This window comes from Arthrobacter sp. MP_M4, from assembly GCF_035984855.1.
GTDB lineage: Bacteria > Actinomycetota > Actinomycetes > Actinomycetales > Micrococcaceae > Arthrobacter.
Genome location: NZ_JAXCHX010000043.1, coordinates 1 through 13033, shown reverse-complemented (window position 1 = coordinate 13033; position 13033 = coordinate 1). Strand labels below are relative to the sequence as shown.

17 protein-coding genes and 1 pseudogene are annotated in these 13033 nt (G+C 62.3%); 12 read left to right on the top strand and 6 right to left on the bottom strand.

What is annotated here, in order from left to right; translation table 11 throughout:
* Window positions 1-131: 131 nt before the first annotated feature.
* Window positions 132-272, bottom strand: coding sequence for a hypothetical protein (locus RCH15_RS18570; protein ID WP_326962131.1), 141 nt, complete (start codon window positions 270-272; stop codon window positions 132-134).
* Window positions 273-357: 85 nt separating this feature from the next.
* Here RCH15_RS18570 and RCH15_RS18565 point away from each other — a divergent pair, with 85 nt between their 5' ends.
* The 6 genes from RCH15_RS18565 to RCH15_RS18540 all read left to right on the top strand — a co-directional run bounded on the left by RCH15_RS18565 (window position 358) and on the right by RCH15_RS18540 (window position 5725).
* Complete coding sequence (locus RCH15_RS18565) at window positions 358-1614, top strand: sensor histidine kinase (protein WP_326962130.1); 1257 nt, start codon at window positions 358-360, stop codon at window positions 1612-1614.
* Complete coding sequence (locus RCH15_RS18560; RefSeq protein ID WP_326962129.1) at window positions 1611-2267, top strand: response regulator transcription factor; 657 nt, start codon at window positions 1611-1613, stop codon at window positions 2265-2267. Before RCH15_RS18565 ends, RCH15_RS18560 begins: the two co-directional genes overlap by 4 nt.
* A 90-nt stretch (window positions 2268-2357) precedes the next feature.
* On the top strand, window positions 2358-3236 hold the full coding sequence (locus RCH15_RS18555; protein ID WP_326962128.1) for a hypothetical protein: 879 nt from the start codon (window positions 2358-2360) through the stop codon (window positions 3234-3236).
* Window positions 3237-4166: 930 nt separating this feature from the next.
* Window positions 4167-4475, top strand: a complete 309-nt coding sequence (locus tag RCH15_RS18550; RefSeq protein WP_326962127.1) for a hypothetical protein — start codon at window positions 4167-4169, stop codon at window positions 4473-4475.
* A 135-nt stretch (window positions 4476-4610) separates the two neighbouring features.
* Window positions 4611-4931, top strand: a complete 321-nt coding sequence (locus tag RCH15_RS18545; protein ID WP_326962126.1) for a hypothetical protein — start codon at window positions 4611-4613, stop codon at window positions 4929-4931.
* A 191-nt stretch (window positions 4932-5122) separates the two neighbouring features.
* Window positions 5123-5725 (top strand): hypothetical protein, encoded by a 603-nt coding sequence (locus RCH15_RS18540; RefSeq protein ID WP_326962125.1) that lies wholly within the window; start codon window positions 5123-5125, stop codon window positions 5723-5725.
* Window positions 5726-5924: 199 nt separating this feature from the next.
* Here the strand turns inward: RCH15_RS18540 and RCH15_RS18535 are convergent, their stop codons facing one another.
* The 3 genes from RCH15_RS18535 to RCH15_RS18525 form a co-directional block, all read right to left on the bottom strand.
* Complete coding sequence (locus RCH15_RS18535) at window positions 5925-6521, bottom strand: dihydrofolate reductase family protein (RefSeq protein ID WP_326962124.1); 597 nt, start codon at window positions 6519-6521, stop codon at window positions 5925-5927.
* A 142-nt stretch (window positions 6522-6663) separates the two neighbouring features.
* The gene (locus RCH15_RS18530) at window positions 6664-7101 is read right to left on the bottom strand and encodes a VOC family protein (RefSeq protein ID WP_326962123.1); all 438 of its coding nucleotides are present in this window, start codon (window positions 7099-7101) and stop codon (window positions 6664-6666) included.
* Between the two features lie 80 nt (window positions 7102-7181).
* Window positions 7182-7706: a hypothetical protein gene (locus RCH15_RS18525; RefSeq protein ID WP_326962132.1), complete on the bottom strand. Its 525-nt coding sequence runs from the start codon at window positions 7704-7706 to the stop codon at window positions 7182-7184.
* Between the two features lie 315 nt (window positions 7707-8021).
* Here RCH15_RS18525 and RCH15_RS18520 point away from each other — a divergent pair, with 315 nt between their 5' ends.
* The 3 genes from RCH15_RS18520 to RCH15_RS18510 all read left to right on the top strand — a co-directional run bounded on the left by RCH15_RS18520 (window position 8022) and on the right by RCH15_RS18510 (window position 10180).
* Window positions 8022-8969 carry an alpha/beta hydrolase family protein gene (locus RCH15_RS18520; protein WP_326962122.1) on the top strand — a complete coding sequence of 316 codons (948 nt, stop codon included), beginning with the start codon at window positions 8022-8024 and terminating at the stop codon, window positions 8967-8969.
* Between the two features lie 205 nt (window positions 8970-9174).
* The gene (locus RCH15_RS18515; RefSeq protein WP_326962121.1) at window positions 9175-9561 is read left to right on the top strand and encodes a YunG family protein; all 387 of its coding nucleotides are present in this window, start codon (window positions 9175-9177) and stop codon (window positions 9559-9561) included.
* An 85-nt stretch (window positions 9562-9646) separates the two neighbouring features.
* Window positions 9647-10180, top strand: a complete 534-nt coding sequence (locus RCH15_RS18510; RefSeq protein ID WP_326962120.1) for a GNAT family N-acetyltransferase — start codon at window positions 9647-9649, stop codon at window positions 10178-10180.
* 127 nt (window positions 10181-10307) lie between these two features.
* On the opposite strand, the gene RCH15_RS18505 is transcribed toward RCH15_RS18510, so the two are convergent.
* Window positions 10308-10646, bottom strand: a complete 339-nt coding sequence (locus RCH15_RS18505; RefSeq protein WP_326962119.1) for a hypothetical protein — start codon at window positions 10644-10646, stop codon at window positions 10308-10310.
* A gap of 235 nt (window positions 10647-10881) precedes the next feature.
* Here RCH15_RS18505 and RCH15_RS18500 point away from each other — a divergent pair, with 235 nt between their 5' ends.
* From RCH15_RS18500 to RCH15_RS18490, 3 genes are all read left to right on the top strand, one after another.
* Window positions 10882-11733 (top strand): SAM-dependent methyltransferase, encoded by an 852-nt coding sequence (locus RCH15_RS18500; RefSeq protein WP_326962118.1) that lies wholly within the window; start codon window positions 10882-10884, stop codon window positions 11731-11733.
* Between the two features lie 332 nt (window positions 11734-12065).
* On the top strand, window positions 12066-12350 hold the full coding sequence (locus RCH15_RS18495; protein WP_326962117.1) for an ArsR/SmtB family transcription factor: 285 nt from the start codon (window positions 12066-12068) through the stop codon (window positions 12348-12350).
* On the top strand, window positions 12347-12760 hold the full coding sequence (locus RCH15_RS18490; protein WP_326962116.1) for a VOC family protein: 414 nt from the start codon (window positions 12347-12349) through the stop codon (window positions 12758-12760). Before RCH15_RS18495 ends, RCH15_RS18490 begins: the two co-directional genes overlap by 4 nt.
* 21 nt (window positions 12761-12781) lie before the next feature.
* Here the strand turns inward: RCH15_RS18490 and RCH15_RS18485 are convergent.
* Window positions 12782-13033, bottom strand: a pseudogene (locus RCH15_RS18485) (hypothetical protein); the annotation flags it as partial.

Genomic DNA, 13033 nt, shown 5'->3' with positions numbered 1-13033 from the left:
CTGCCCGGGCCCTCATGGATCAACCAACCCAAGGAAAACACCGAACAGTCAGCCGCCTAACTCCCGTTGGTACCGTTCAGCTTGAAAAATTCCGGCTGACCGATCCTTACCGGGCGCTTCACTGGCTCGTCTTAGGCGCGTGTGTCACTCGAAGCGGTTGCCGGCATTGCCGTATTGCTCTGAATGAGGTCGAAGGCCGCGGTGACTGCTCCGAGGGCCAGGAGCAAGCTGAGACCCAGGGCCATGAGGTAGTCCGTCGGCGGATCAGTCATCCACGAGTTGGAACTTCCTCATCATCGGGTTGGAACTCACTCAAATGGGGACTCTGTGTTGCGGGAGCCCGCTTAGGGTGAAGGCATGTTCAAAACGATCCAGTCTCTGAGGCTTCTCGCGGCGCCGGCCACCGCCGTGATGCTCCTGGGGACGCTCCTCATCCTGGAGGAACGCCACTTCGACCAAAAGAGCGCCCTGCTGTTGGCGCTTCTAACGGGTGTCGCCGTGGCCGAGATCCTGCCGGCGGCCGCTCTGGGGCTGGTCTTCGTCGCGCTCGTTCTGCAGGGCGTCAAGATCTTTCCACTGATCCTTCTGTCGGGCGTGCTGAGCTACGCCGCCGTTCCAGTGGTCATCTTCTTCGCCGTCATCGGCTGGAAAACCCGGAACCGGTGGGTCCTCCCCGTTGCTGCTGTCGTATTCGCCGGCATAATCACCGTGAACTGGTTCACCGACCAGACCTGGATCAACTTCATCTTCGGCAACCAGATATACGGCAGGGGATTACTGCGAACCTTCACCTACGCTTTTCTGATCTTCGGGGCTTTCGCCGCGCTGAACCTTGCCGCCTGGGCCGTCGGTGTGGCAGTAAACAATGCCTCGAGGAGCCGGAGGGCGCAGCTCACGGCGGAAACCCGACTGCGGGAAACGACGACCGAACTTGCCGTCGAACAGGAACGCAACAGAATCGCCAGGGAGCTGCATGATGTCCTGGCGCATTCGCTGACCGTCATCGTGGCGCAGGCCGACGGAATACGCTTCATCCACCGCGCGGAACCTGAATCCGTCGAGGAAGCATCCAAGGTCATCGCCGAATCAGCAAGGACCGCACTGGTCGAAACGCGCCGGCTGATCGAAGGCTTCTCCACGGAGCTAAGCAACCACCCGATTCACAAGGTTGAAGACCTGGTAACTCTTGCCGACCGTCTGAGCTCCAGTGGCATGCCGGTCACGATCAAAACGACGGGCGAGCCGTGGGACTTGACCGCCGTCCAGGAGCTGACGGTCTACCGTCTGGTGCAGGAAAGCCTGACGAACGCCTTCAAGCACGGGGACCGGAGCCAGGGCGCGCACCTGCACCTGATCTGGACCGCGGAATCCCTCGAACTCCGCAGCAGATCATCGCTGATCACCAGCCCGGCCGCGACCTCGAAGGCGCCCCCATCCGGTCGCGGACTGGCAGGAATGAGGGCCCGCGCCGCAGCCGCCGGCGGATGGGTGGAAACAATCCGGGGCGAAGAGAGCTTCGAAGTGCTGGCGTTCCTCCCCGCGGCGGGCCCCGGCGAGCAGGCAGCAGCTTCGAGCAAGTCCCGCCTCCGCGCCTTGGAAGGGGCACCGTCATGACCGCTTCACCAATCCGAATTGCGATGGCCGATGACCAGTCGCTGTTCAGTGCCGGGCTCAAGATGATCTTGCGCAGCCAACCCGATATGGAGCTCGTCGGAGAAGCGGTGAATGGCGAGGCTGCCGTCGCGCTCGTGCAGTCGACGGGCCCCGATGTGCTCCTGATGGACATCCGGATGCCTCTCATGGACGGAATCACCGCCACACGAACGATCCTGGAATCGTCCAGCGGAGCTGCCACCAAGATCATCGTTCTGACAACCATCCAGCACGACGAGGCCGTCGTCCGTGCCATTCAGGCCGGTGCCGCCGGTTTCCTCACCAAAGACACTACCCCCGACTTCCTGCTGGCCGCCATACGGACGGTTCACTCGGGCCACTCAGTCATCGCCCCGGCCATCACCAACGAGCTGCTGCGCGACTACACCACGCCCTCCTCCGGAAACGACGCCGCACTGGCAGACCTGTCCGGAAGGGAACGCGACGTGTTTCTCCTGACGGCCAAAGGGCTGGGAAACGCCGAAATCGCCGCATCCCTGGTGCTCAGCGAAGCCACAGTGAAATCCCACGTAGGCAGCATCCTGGCAAAACTCAAGCTGAAGAACCGCATCCAGCTCGTCGCCTTCGCCTACGAAAACAACGTCCTCAACTAGCCCCCACAGCAGCACCTTCCCATCCGCCGAGGCCCTCCCATTTGGGGAAGGCCAGCCACCGCTTTGCCCAAAACAACCGAAGGAGCCACCATGAAAAAGAAGATCTTCGGCGCTGCCGTGCTGATCGTAGGCACCGGTGCCGCGCTGGCCGCTGCCGCCATCCCGGCCGCGTCGGTTACTGCGTCCCCGGAGCCCGTCCCAGGGATCATCCGCCAGGCAGAGGCCTACGCCTCCGCCGATCCGATCGCCGAAAAGGGCATGCAGGAGGTTGTCCGGCTCTGCATGGCCAAGGCCGGCTTCGACTACACGCCGCCCAGCTCCCAGATGACGATGGACCTCAACGGAGCCATCGGATTCAAACGACTCACAGTCGACGCCGCCAAGTCCAGCGGCTACGCCAGCACCGGACCACAAGGACACCGCGAGCCGGCTCCCGAGTCCGCGGACGGCACACTCTTCGCCAACCCAGCCTTCACCAAGGCACTCACCGGCCCCGCAGAAACCGCGCCAATGACCACGGTGGGCGGTATGGGAACGTCCTCCGGCGGATGCCGCGGGGAAGCCATGACACAGATCTACGGCAGCGCGGAAAATTACATGCTCGCCACCGGCATCGCCTACAACTCAGTCCTCCCGGCCAGCCTGTCCGCCTCCGGCGACCCAGGCATAACCAAAGCCGTCACCGACTGGGCGGCCTGCATGAAAGACACCCCCTACGCCTCCTTTGCGAACCCGCAGCAGGCATCAGACGCGGGACAAGCTGCAGGCGGCCAGGAAGAGTTCAAAATCGCCGTCACCGACGCAGTCTGCCGAGACAAGACCGGGTTCCACGCCGCGCTGGACAAAGTCCTCGACAAGTACCTGACAACCCGCATGCAGGAACTCGCCCCGCAGATTTCCAAGGTCAAAGAGATTCGCCGGACCGCCGACGCGAACGCGGCAACACTGAATGTCGTTGCATCGAAATAGAGCGGCACGGCAAAAAATCGGCGGCGTCCTGTCAGTAAATCGGGGGTGACAGGGCGCCGCCGGCTTCCACTTTTGATCACGGCAGTACGGACGTTCTTCGCGGTGCGTTGACAGGAGGGATCTGATGATCATCGAGCCGAAACAGTCGACCTCGGCTCCCAGCGGTCGACCTCTGCTTAGAGTGCAAGGTGTCCGGTAAAGGATGCCTGAACGGACGCCGTGGAGGCCGGCCGGACGACTCTCTAGCTACGGCTAGGCTTTGTCGGAAGCTAGTACTTGGGGGAAGCATGAAAGTTTGGCATCTGGCAGTCGTTTCTTGGATCGTGACTGTACTCATCGGCCTCTTCGGAATGAACGCGTGGTACACGATCTGGTACTACCTAGAGCCTGTCATTGACTCTGTCGCCGAACCCGATTCCTTCGGGATAGCCGTTGCTTGCGGCCTTGTCGTACTTGCTCTGAGCGTTCTACTTAGCGGCGCGCTGAGCATCTTAGCCGCCCGAGTCGATACGCCTAGGAATCTGGCCTAGGGCTAGTAGCGCCGTAAACCGATCCTTCCCCGGACGCCATGAAGAGCTGGGTCCTTTACCGGACGATGTAGCTCTGCTTTCCGGGCCTTGGCTCGACGACAGCCCGGGAGGCCAGGATGACCTTGCTCGGACAATTGCCAAGCGCATATACAAAGCATCAATTGCGGTGCAATGCTGAATCCGAGGGCGGCCGAGGCTATGTTGGATGGGGGCAATTATGGCTTGGATGTGGCAGAAAGCATCAAGGAGCAGATCATTCTTGCCCATCGGCTTGACTGCTGTAATCTCCATTGCCGCCGCCCTAGCAGGATGTAACTCCTCCTCCACGGGCGAGCCGCCATGCTTTCCCCCTAAGTTCTCAGCCAATCCATCGAGTGCCAGGATCGGTGACCAAGTCACAGTGTCTGCCTCCGACGCACAATGCAATCCACGTTACGGGCAGAACGCACGCATCAAGATCACTTTCACGGACTCCAGCGGTGGCAAAGTCATCGATACGACAGCCCCGATGAATGATGCCGGCGGATTCACGTACACCTTGATCGTGCCAGCCAAAACGGCCATAGGAGAAGGCTCGATCTCCGCTTACCCCTATGACATCGACTGGTGCGACGACACCGGTCGGAACAACAGAGCAGACGCAAAAGCCGCTGCCTTCACACTCGCATCGTGCGCAATGCCGCAGGAGTCCATCACGATAATTCCATAGGGCGCGAACGCAAAGGGGGCCTCCAGCGGCACCAGACAAACGAAGCGTCCGGTAAGGGATCCTTCAGCGCACACTGTAATCTGCGGGCCCTAGACTGTGCCCATGGCGGCGGAAGAGCGTGTATCAGGACTGAATGTGGACATAAGACCACAGGGCGACGAACGAAGTACCAAGGCTTCATTGATCATCGACCGCGTCTTCTCAGTCATCTTCCTGGTCGCTCAGCCGTTTGCCGCCGTCGCGCAGTATTTGCTGGTAGCCCTCGGCGCGTCAAATTGGCACAACGGGAGCCAACCGACACCGCATTGGGCGGCATCGTCTGCCTATGTCCTGATTCTCAGCGTCCCACTGGCGGCGGCAATAGCCACGATAGTAATGCTCTCCAAGCACCGGATCGGGTTCTGGGTACCGCTGATCGCGATGGTTCTGACGTCGATGATGGTCGCGGTCCTCTAGGCGAAATACGGTGACCTTCGGCTATCTGTGAGGGCGTTTTCACAACGTTACTTGTCGCCTGCCTCAACTCGCAGCGGCATCGTCTGCTGGGACAAGTCCCTGATGGCGCGCGGCGGTGGTAAGTGGCGGACGCGGATCGGGAGCCGGTGATCTCGGTATCGTCGTCAGTACAGCGGGCAGAGGGGGAGCGAATGAGCAAGGAAACGACAAGGGGTGGCCGTCTGCGCCAATGGTGGCACGGGTTCAATGCGAAGCCAGTCCCCTACCCGACGGACCCGGGCCGCGCCGCGGTGCCGTACCCGCCGTTCAAGCGGGGTCAACGGCACGCGTTCGCAGAATGCGAGGAGTACCTCCTACGCGAGATCGTGCACGCTGGCAGCTGGGCCAGGCACGTGAACGCCCGCGGCGACCTCACGTTCGTCGCCCCGTGGCTCATCCAGCCCTGGCGGATACACGCTTCGCTCACGGACGACACAAAGGGCCGCGGTCCCAGTAAGGCCCAGATGCAGGAGGTGGTGGACTGGCTCGCCAACCATGGGGCGCTCCGGACGCTGACCGACGAGCAGCGAAACGAGCTCGTTCGGTCCGGTGAGAATGAACGTGCTGCAGAGGGGCGCACCGGCGGGTCTCCGAACGATTCGCCGGAGTACCGCGCCAGGGTCGAGGACATGTACCGCGAGTGGGACCGCGATTCGTGGGAGGTCGCCCCGGTGGAGATGCTGCACGTATACCCGCACCTCGCCGACGCGGACCGGCACTGGCACGACACTGCCGTTCGCGCTCAAGACGCCTAGGTAGCGTCGGCACCTGCTGACCGTCGTGTCCGCGGGGTCGACTGACGGGCGTTCCCCCCCGGCGGACACCAGCAGCGTCCGATAGACGGTCGCCCAACGGACGTCCCACGCGCCCGGTTGAGGATCCCCTACCGGACACGGCAGCGCCCGTTGATCCCGGCCGGTAGCACGTTGCTCGCGCGGCGACCCGGTGCATGTGTCAGGCGTACTCGGGGCGTCCGCCCACTCGGTAGGTGAGGCCCACGATTCCGCTCCCGAAGACGCGAGAGTCCCTGAGCTGGAGGTTGAAATCGAGCCCGTGGTGGGGAAAGACTCGTTCGCCTTCGCCGACGATGACGGGAAACTGGATCAGATTAAGTTCGTCGACCAGTTCGTTCTCGAGCAGCCATCGTGCCAGTGAGACGCTGCCAACGACGAGCAGCTCGCCGCCAGGCTGCGCCTTGAGTTCGTGCACACGGGTGGGGAGGGCATCGGTAATCACCGTCGTCTGTTCCCAGTTCGGGTCAGCCAGGGTGGTCGAGACGACGTACTTCGGCTTCGAGCTGATTGCCTCGCCGAAGGCGCCGTCGTCGCTGCGGGCACCCCAGTAGGTCTCGAACAGTCCGTAGGTCTTCCGTCCGAGAAGGAACGCGTCGGGGCGTCTCCAGGTGTCGAGGATGTACTGAGCGGCGTCACCGTCGTTGAGCGAGACTGCCCAGCCGCCGCGAGTAAACCCGGGGTCCAATTCTTCATTGTTGCCGCCGTTGGCCTGGGCGACTCCATCAAGGGTGATCTGCAGGCTGATGGTGAGCTTCATGACTCGTTCCTCCTTTGCGACAAGATGATCACAAAGTAGCAGTGAGGGTGGACAAGCAGAAACCCCGATCGGAGTCTGGGTCCGGCCGTATGGTCGAGCCCCCGACCTCAGATTGGTTTCGCGTTGATCGGGCGACGGGCGGTCAGTCCTTCTTCAAATCCTGGGCAAGCATCACGAGGATGCCGCTAGGCCCGCGCAGGTACGTGAGCCTGTAGACATCCAGGTATGTCCCCACTCCGCCAATTGGATGGCAGTCGTGCCGCGCTGCGATTTCAAGCGCTGTGTCGATGTCGTCAACAGAGAACGCGACGCGATGCATGCCAATCTCGTTGGGGAGCGTGGGCTGCGTCTCGATCGCGTCGGGGTGAAGGTACTCGAAGAGCTCGATTTGACCGTGACCATCCGGCGTTTTGAGCACGGCGTTATTGGCGTGGTTGCCGTCGAGTCCGACAGCGGTGTCGGCCCAGTCTCCGCTGATTGTGTCGCGGCCGACGACTTCCAGGCCCAGGTCGGTGAAGAACGAGATCGTCGCTTCGATGTCGCGGACCGCAATTCCAACGTTCTCTAATTTGATTGGCATGCCCGCCTGCTACCAAGAGGCGCGATGGCCGTCAGTGCAACTTTTCGCGCTGCCCGCAAGATGGTCCCCTAACGGACGGTTCAGTCTCCCGGCGGCATACAAGGGTCCCAATTCAACACGGCGTCGCGGAGTTCGGCTATCGGCCTCTCGCTGCCCAGACGCAGAACCGGCAGATCAAGATGGTCAAGCCATGCCTCGTGAGCTGCGCGGCTTCTACCGTCGAACGCCGGGTCGTCGTAACCCCTTGCCCAGTCCAGGAAGTCGGACCACGCTGCCTCATCAAAGTCTCGGCCAGCCCGGCGATGAACCTCACGGGCCTCCAGACGACGCAGTCGCTCACGAGAGTCGAGCGTCAAAAAGACCACAGCGTCGCACTCTTCAACGATGCTCTCGCCCCAGCCAACCATTGACCCGGACAAGACCCAGCCCTCCCGCGGGACGAAAACGTCGCGCATGAGAGCCCGCCGAGCGTCCTCAGGACGCTTCTCGATGTACGGCGGAGCGGTGGGCACCCAAAAATAGTCGTCGGCGTCCGCGTGAGGAACCGACCAATGGTCAGCCAACGCCTGTCCCAGCGTCGTCGTTCCGCTACCGCTCGCCCCCATCACATGTACCCTCCCACGCTGCATGACTCAATTATCGGGTGTGAACAGGGGACGGAGTGAATGCGGCGCGCGCTTCCCAATCGCCGGATGCTGCCCCGTGAGCCGGTCGCTTAGCTGACCCTCGGCTGCCCGCTGAAGGACCGTATAGCAGGCGCTGTGGCCACCCAGTGTACTGGGTGACCGAGTCAACAAACCCGTGGCAGTTCCATGGGTCACCAACCCGCTTTAAGTGCGCCCAGAGGCGACATTCCAGCCTCGCCGACCAGCCTCCTCGGCGCACCGGATTAAGGGGTGCGGTGAGGTACAGTCCGGGCTATGGAACCGATCGTCAGGGAGCGCACCCGAGTCAGGACCGCCGGTGGCGACCTCGAGGCTCTGATTCACTACCGTCCTTCGCCGTTCCCCCAGCCGGGACTGGTCCTGGTCGACGGGTCCGGAGACGGCACCGCGGATGGCTGGGGAGGTGCGGTGGATCTGCTGGTCTCATGCGGGGCGGTTGTCCTCACACACGACAAGCCCGGCTGCGGAGGCTCCTCCGGTGACTGGAGGACTCAATCCCTGACCGACCGGGCGGAAGAATCCCTTGCGGCTGCGGCGCTGCTGGGATCCCACCCGGCGGCGGCGGGCATGGAATGTGGCATGTACGGCGTGAGCCAAGGCGGATGGGTGGCGCTCATCGCTGCGGCCATCGATGCCAGGATCCGCTTCGTAGTCTCTAACTCGGGGCCCGGGGTATCGCCTGCGTTCCAGGACCGTTTTAGGATCCTGAACGAACTCCGGCAGGCTGCCCAGGATGACATCGCGCTGATGGAAGCCGGGCGGTGGCTCGATGATCGTGCAGACCTGCTGCTCTCCGGGCCGACGCTCGATGAAGTCCTAACCCGCCAAGAAAGCTTCAGGGACAGAACCTGGTACGAAATCGCGACGCGCTACTTCGACACCGTGGAGATGCTGGGATTCCTGCGGGGAGTTCTCCCCTTTGATCCCGCATTGATTCTCCCCAAGATCCAGTGCCCGGTTCTTGCCCTGTTGGGAGCATCCGATGCTCTGATTCCAGTCCCCGAGAGCCTGGCGGCTTTCTCTTCGCTCCTCCCTCAATTGCCCGGCAATCCACATGGCATAGCTGTGTTCCCCGGTGCCGGACACGGCCTGTTTACGGAAGCCCCCGATCCGGCCATAGACAGGGCCTCTCAACTGGCACCGGGATTCCTGCCCATGGTCCACGCCTTCATTCAGAAAAATACTTCAACAGCTCCCAGCTGAAGCCCCGCAGTAGCCGCCGGGCCGCACTGCGCCCCTAGCCGGCGCAGGCCGGGTTCCGCATGAGAGTGGCGCCGACCTACGGCGCGCTCGAATCTGGGCAGTAAATCGATGTCGGAATGCCCGTGATCCGGTGGATCATCGGGACAATCTGGCGTCCGGTCAGGGATCCGTTACCGTTCAGCAGGTCCCTTGCTACGCTGTCGCCATGACCCATACGTTGCTCGAGCTCGAACGCGCCTTCCGTCTGTCGTGGAGTGCAGAGACGACGTGTCTCGACGCCAAAAGCCTCGCGAAATGGCACCCCGGCAATGCGGCGCACGGCCAATGCGGACCCACAGCTCTCATCGTTCAAGACCTGCTCGGCGGTGACCTCCTCATCGCAGACGTCAGCGGCGGCAACGAAGAGGACGAAGTCCACTACTGGAACCGGTTCCCCGGTGGCCTCGAAATCGACCTCACCCGAGAGCAATTCAGAAGTCACCGCATCATCGGGGAGCCCCGCGTCGTCGTTCGACCCCCTGGAGGGCCACGAGCGTACGTCAGCGAGTACCAGCTGCTTCGCACAAAAGTGTTGGCCGCGCTGAACCTCTGATCCATTCGCTCGTGGAACGTCCGATGAGGGATCCGCTTTCGGGCAAATTCATGGCGCCCGCCTTTCGTCGGGCACGATAAGAGCTATGACCGTCGAACTTCGCCCCTGGACGCTGGAGGACGCGCCCGCGCTGTGGGCTGCCTACCGGCAAAGCCCAGACCTTGAGACGCAATTTGGCGGTGCGGACCTGGCCACCGTCGACCAGGCGGATGACTATATCGGCGCCCAACTTCCGTTGACTGCGTCTAGGCGCACCTGGGCTATCACGATCGACGGTGTCGCTGCGGGCAATGTAGGACTGTCATCCATTGACCGGCGCCACGGAACTGCCTGGACGTACTACTGGCTCACCTCTGCAGTTCGTGGTCGCGGCTATGCAGTGCGAGCCCTCGCAACGATCGCCGCCGCAGCCTTTGAGGACGGCCTCTTCCGCCTCGAGCTGGGCCATCGCGTCAACAATCCCGCATCGTGCAAGGTCGCCACCGGTGCCGGCTTCGTCCCCGAAGGTCTCGAGCGCCAGAAGCTGCTGTACGGTACTGAACGCTTCGACGTCGAGACCCACGCGCGACTGCGTACGGATCTGAGCCCGAATCTCAAGATGCTCCCCTTATCCCGGTAAAGGATCCCCTACCGAACGCGGAAGCGCCCCTCTTGACCACCGGCTTACGAACGCTGGTGGCTCGCTGTGATCGCTGAGCGACGATGTTGGCCTCCGCGAGACGACAGGGTCGAGGTAGATAAGGTTCCTATTTGTATCGCCTTGAACCTTTCGGCCGCCGTCGCCACCAGGGTCGTTGACGCAACTCGGCCTGCGCGTGGGCGAGCAGGAGTTGAGTCTCGCGAAGAAGTTCTAGCGACGTCTCTTGAATTTCTCGCGACGCATCCGTCGCCGCCTCTGCCTTCTCTGCCGCACGGCGGGGCAGGAGAAATTCGATAAGAAGCGTTGCTGCGGCGCCGAGCAAGACGCCTGACAGCACCAGTAGGAATTGCGCCATGGATCGCATCTCGCGAACGGTCCAGCGGACGACGAAGCCGTAAGCGATTGCGGGGAGGCGAGCTATCCGCTGATCCAGGTTGTCAGCCACCCACGGACCCTTGGGACGAAGGGAGAATTGCACGACCGCGACCCTTCCGATGTCGTTTAGGAGGACAGAGATCGTTTGCTGGTCAGGGGGGTCTGCGATGCCGTTCTGCGTCGAGTGGAGACCTCGTGAGGGCACAGGCCAGACCCTCCCTCCTGCCGGAGGAGGGCAGGTGACGGGGTGGTGGGAGCAAGCGCTTACTTGACGGCTCCCCGAAATCAGCGCAGGATTTGCGTCCATGGGCGACTCGCACGAGGAAATGCTTCGTCACTACGAGCCGGGCGGACTTCTGCCGCGAATCGTGGCGGGGTTGCAAGCTCTCGGCAAGGACCTGGACTCGGTCACGTACGAAGATCTCGCGCCGGCCGACGAGTTTCACTCCGCGGGACGTTCGGCCACGCGCGCATTGGTGGAGCTTGCAAAGATTCCGCCAGGATCGCGAGTGCTCGACGTGGGAAGCGGGTTGGGCGGCCCGGCGCGTTACCTCGCCGCAACTTTGGGTTGCGACGTGACAGGCATCGATCTCTCGCCTGAATTCTGCGGGGTGGCCAACGCCCTTTCTCGGATGACGCGGTTGTCCGATCGCACCCGCTTTCAGGCGGGTGATGCCCTGGAGCTTCCGTTCACCGCGTCCAGCTTCGACGTGGTGTGGACGATACAAATGCAGATGAACATCCGGGACAAGCGCCGCCTGTATTCCGGAATCGCCCGGGTACTCAGGCCGGGCGGGCTGTTCGTCTGCCAGGAAATCTGCGCGGGGAACGGCGAGCCGATCGAGCTTCCGGTCCCATGGGCGAGCCGCCCCAACCAGAGCCATCTGGCCGATGCGGAATCCCTCCGCGGGTTGATCCGCGGTGCAGGTCTCCTGGAGCGCACCTGGCGCGACATTACCGCCGACATCGTGGCGGCGCGCAAGGCACAGCAGGCGAAGGCGCAAGCGTCGGGTGCGAGCGGCTCCAGCGCCCCTCCTCCGCTTGGAATGCATCTCGTGCTGGGAGAACAGGCAGCCGTCAAGACGAGTAACTCCGGGCGCAACACCGACGCCGGGCGCACGGTGTTCATCCAGAGCGTATTCGACAAGCCTGACTAATGGTCCGATCCGCTGATCCCGCTGGAAAACTCTGTCGAAAGCACGGGCGCGGCGAATCTCCATTGATCGTCCGGTCAAAGGGCACATTCGGTCACGACGACCGAAATTCGCCCGCTGAGGGATCCCCTCGCGGGGCACCGGTGTCTCATAACCAATGTGTCTCGAATCCCCAGGGATGCAAGACGGGACGCTCGAGACAAATCGATTCATGGTGTGGATCGCAGAGCTGACTGGGCAGGTAAATCGCAGCATTGGCTGGCGCTGCGGCCGTCCCGTTTGAGGAGCCGGCCCTTACCTTGATATGCAAGCTGCGACTTGCCTATAGTGTATCCATGGTTGATGTCTTCCGAGCTCTCGACGATGAGACGAGGCGCACCGTCCTTGACGAACTGTCAGTGCGCGACGGACAGACCCTGTTCGAGATCTGTTCCGTGCTCACGTTGCGGCATGGCCTCAGCCTCACCCGACAGGCGATCTCGCAGCACCTCGGGGTACTCGAGTCGGCTGGCCTGGTCGTAACGGAGCGGCGCGGACGTTCCAAATTCCACTACTTCAACCCCGAGCCAATCGCTGAGATCACCGGACGATGGCCCACCAGAAAGAGGACCGAACAATGAAAATTGCCCTGACGAGCCTGTTCGTCGACGACCAGCGAGCGGCCCTCGCCTTCTACACAGACGTGCTCGGTTTCACGAAGCGCCATGACATCCCCCTCGGCGATGACTTCTGGCTCACCGTTGTATCACCCGAATCGCCTGACGGTCCTGAGCTGCTTCTGGAACCATCGGGCCACCCTGCAGTAAAGCCGTATCGGGATGCCCTTGTCGAAGACGGCATCCCACTCGCTCAATTCGCTGTCGGGGACATCGAGGCCGAGCACGCCAGACTGACCAGCAAGGGCGTGGTGTTCACGCAGCCGCCGACTGACATCGGCACCGCTGTCGTGGCCGTCTTTGATGACACGTGCGGCAACCTCATTCAGCTCATCGAAATGAAGCGGGATGAGGACCACGCCGACGCCCGTTGAGGGATCGGCGGATTCAGGCGGTCATTGCAACAGAAGTCCTTCGATCAATTCGATCGGCTTCTTGAACTCTAGTCTTTTGCGTGGCCGGTCGTTGAGTTCCTGTGCGACCCAGTCGAGGTCTTCGGCGCTGTGGATGCTCAGGTCCGTGCCTTTCGGGAAGTACTGCCGCAGCAGGCCATTGGACGCTCCTATGTTTGTCAACCGTGTTCGGGCGCCGAGGACTTGGCCGTGGACTCCATAACGCGGTAAAGGTGTCGGGCGAGGGTGCGCTTG

Bases quoted from the DNA above. Each gene is read 5' to 3' on its own strand.
- RCH15_RS18570 (WP_326962131.1), bottom strand. From the start codon at position 272: ATGACTGATCCGCCGACGGACTACCTCATGGCCCTGGGTCTCAGCTTG.
- RCH15_RS18565 (WP_326962130.1), top strand. From the start codon at position 358: ATGTTCAAAACGATCCAGTCTCTGAGGCTTCTCGCGGCGCCGGCCACC.
- RCH15_RS18560 (WP_326962129.1), top strand. From the start codon at position 1,611: ATGACCGCTTCACCAATCCGAATTGCGATGGCCGATGACCAGTCGCTG.
- RCH15_RS18555 (WP_326962128.1), top strand. From the start codon at position 2,358: ATGAAAAAGAAGATCTTCGGCGCTGCCGTGCTGATCGTAGGCACCGGT.
- RCH15_RS18540 (WP_326962125.1), top strand. From the start codon at position 5,123: ATGAGCAAGGAAACGACAAGGGGTGGCCGTCTGCGCCAATGGTGGCAC.
- RCH15_RS18535 (WP_326962124.1), bottom strand. From the start codon at position 6,521: ATGAAGCTCACCATCAGCCTGCAGATCACCCTTGATGGAGTCGCCCAG.
- RCH15_RS18530 (WP_326962123.1), bottom strand. From the start codon at position 7,101: ATGCCAATCAAATTAGAGAACGTTGGAATTGCGGTCCGCGACATCGAA.
- RCH15_RS18525 (WP_326962132.1), bottom strand. From the start codon at position 7,706: ATGGGGGCGAGCGGTAGCGGAACGACGACGCTGGGACAGGCGTTGGCT.
- RCH15_RS18520 (WP_326962122.1), top strand. From the start codon at position 8,022: ATGGAACCGATCGTCAGGGAGCGCACCCGAGTCAGGACCGCCGGTGGC.
- RCH15_RS18515 (WP_326962121.1), top strand. From the start codon at position 9,175: ATGACCCATACGTTGCTCGAGCTCGAACGCGCCTTCCGTCTGTCGTGG.
- RCH15_RS18510 (WP_326962120.1), top strand. From the start codon at position 9,647: ATGACCGTCGAACTTCGCCCCTGGACGCTGGAGGACGCGCCCGCGCTG.
- RCH15_RS18500 (WP_326962118.1), top strand. From the start codon at position 10,882: ATGGGCGACTCGCACGAGGAAATGCTTCGTCACTACGAGCCGGGCGGA.
- RCH15_RS18495 (WP_326962117.1), top strand. From the start codon at position 12,066: ATGGTTGATGTCTTCCGAGCTCTCGACGATGAGACGAGGCGCACCGTC.
- RCH15_RS18490 (WP_326962116.1), top strand. From the start codon at position 12,347: ATGAAAATTGCCCTGACGAGCCTGTTCGTCGACGACCAGCGAGCGGCC.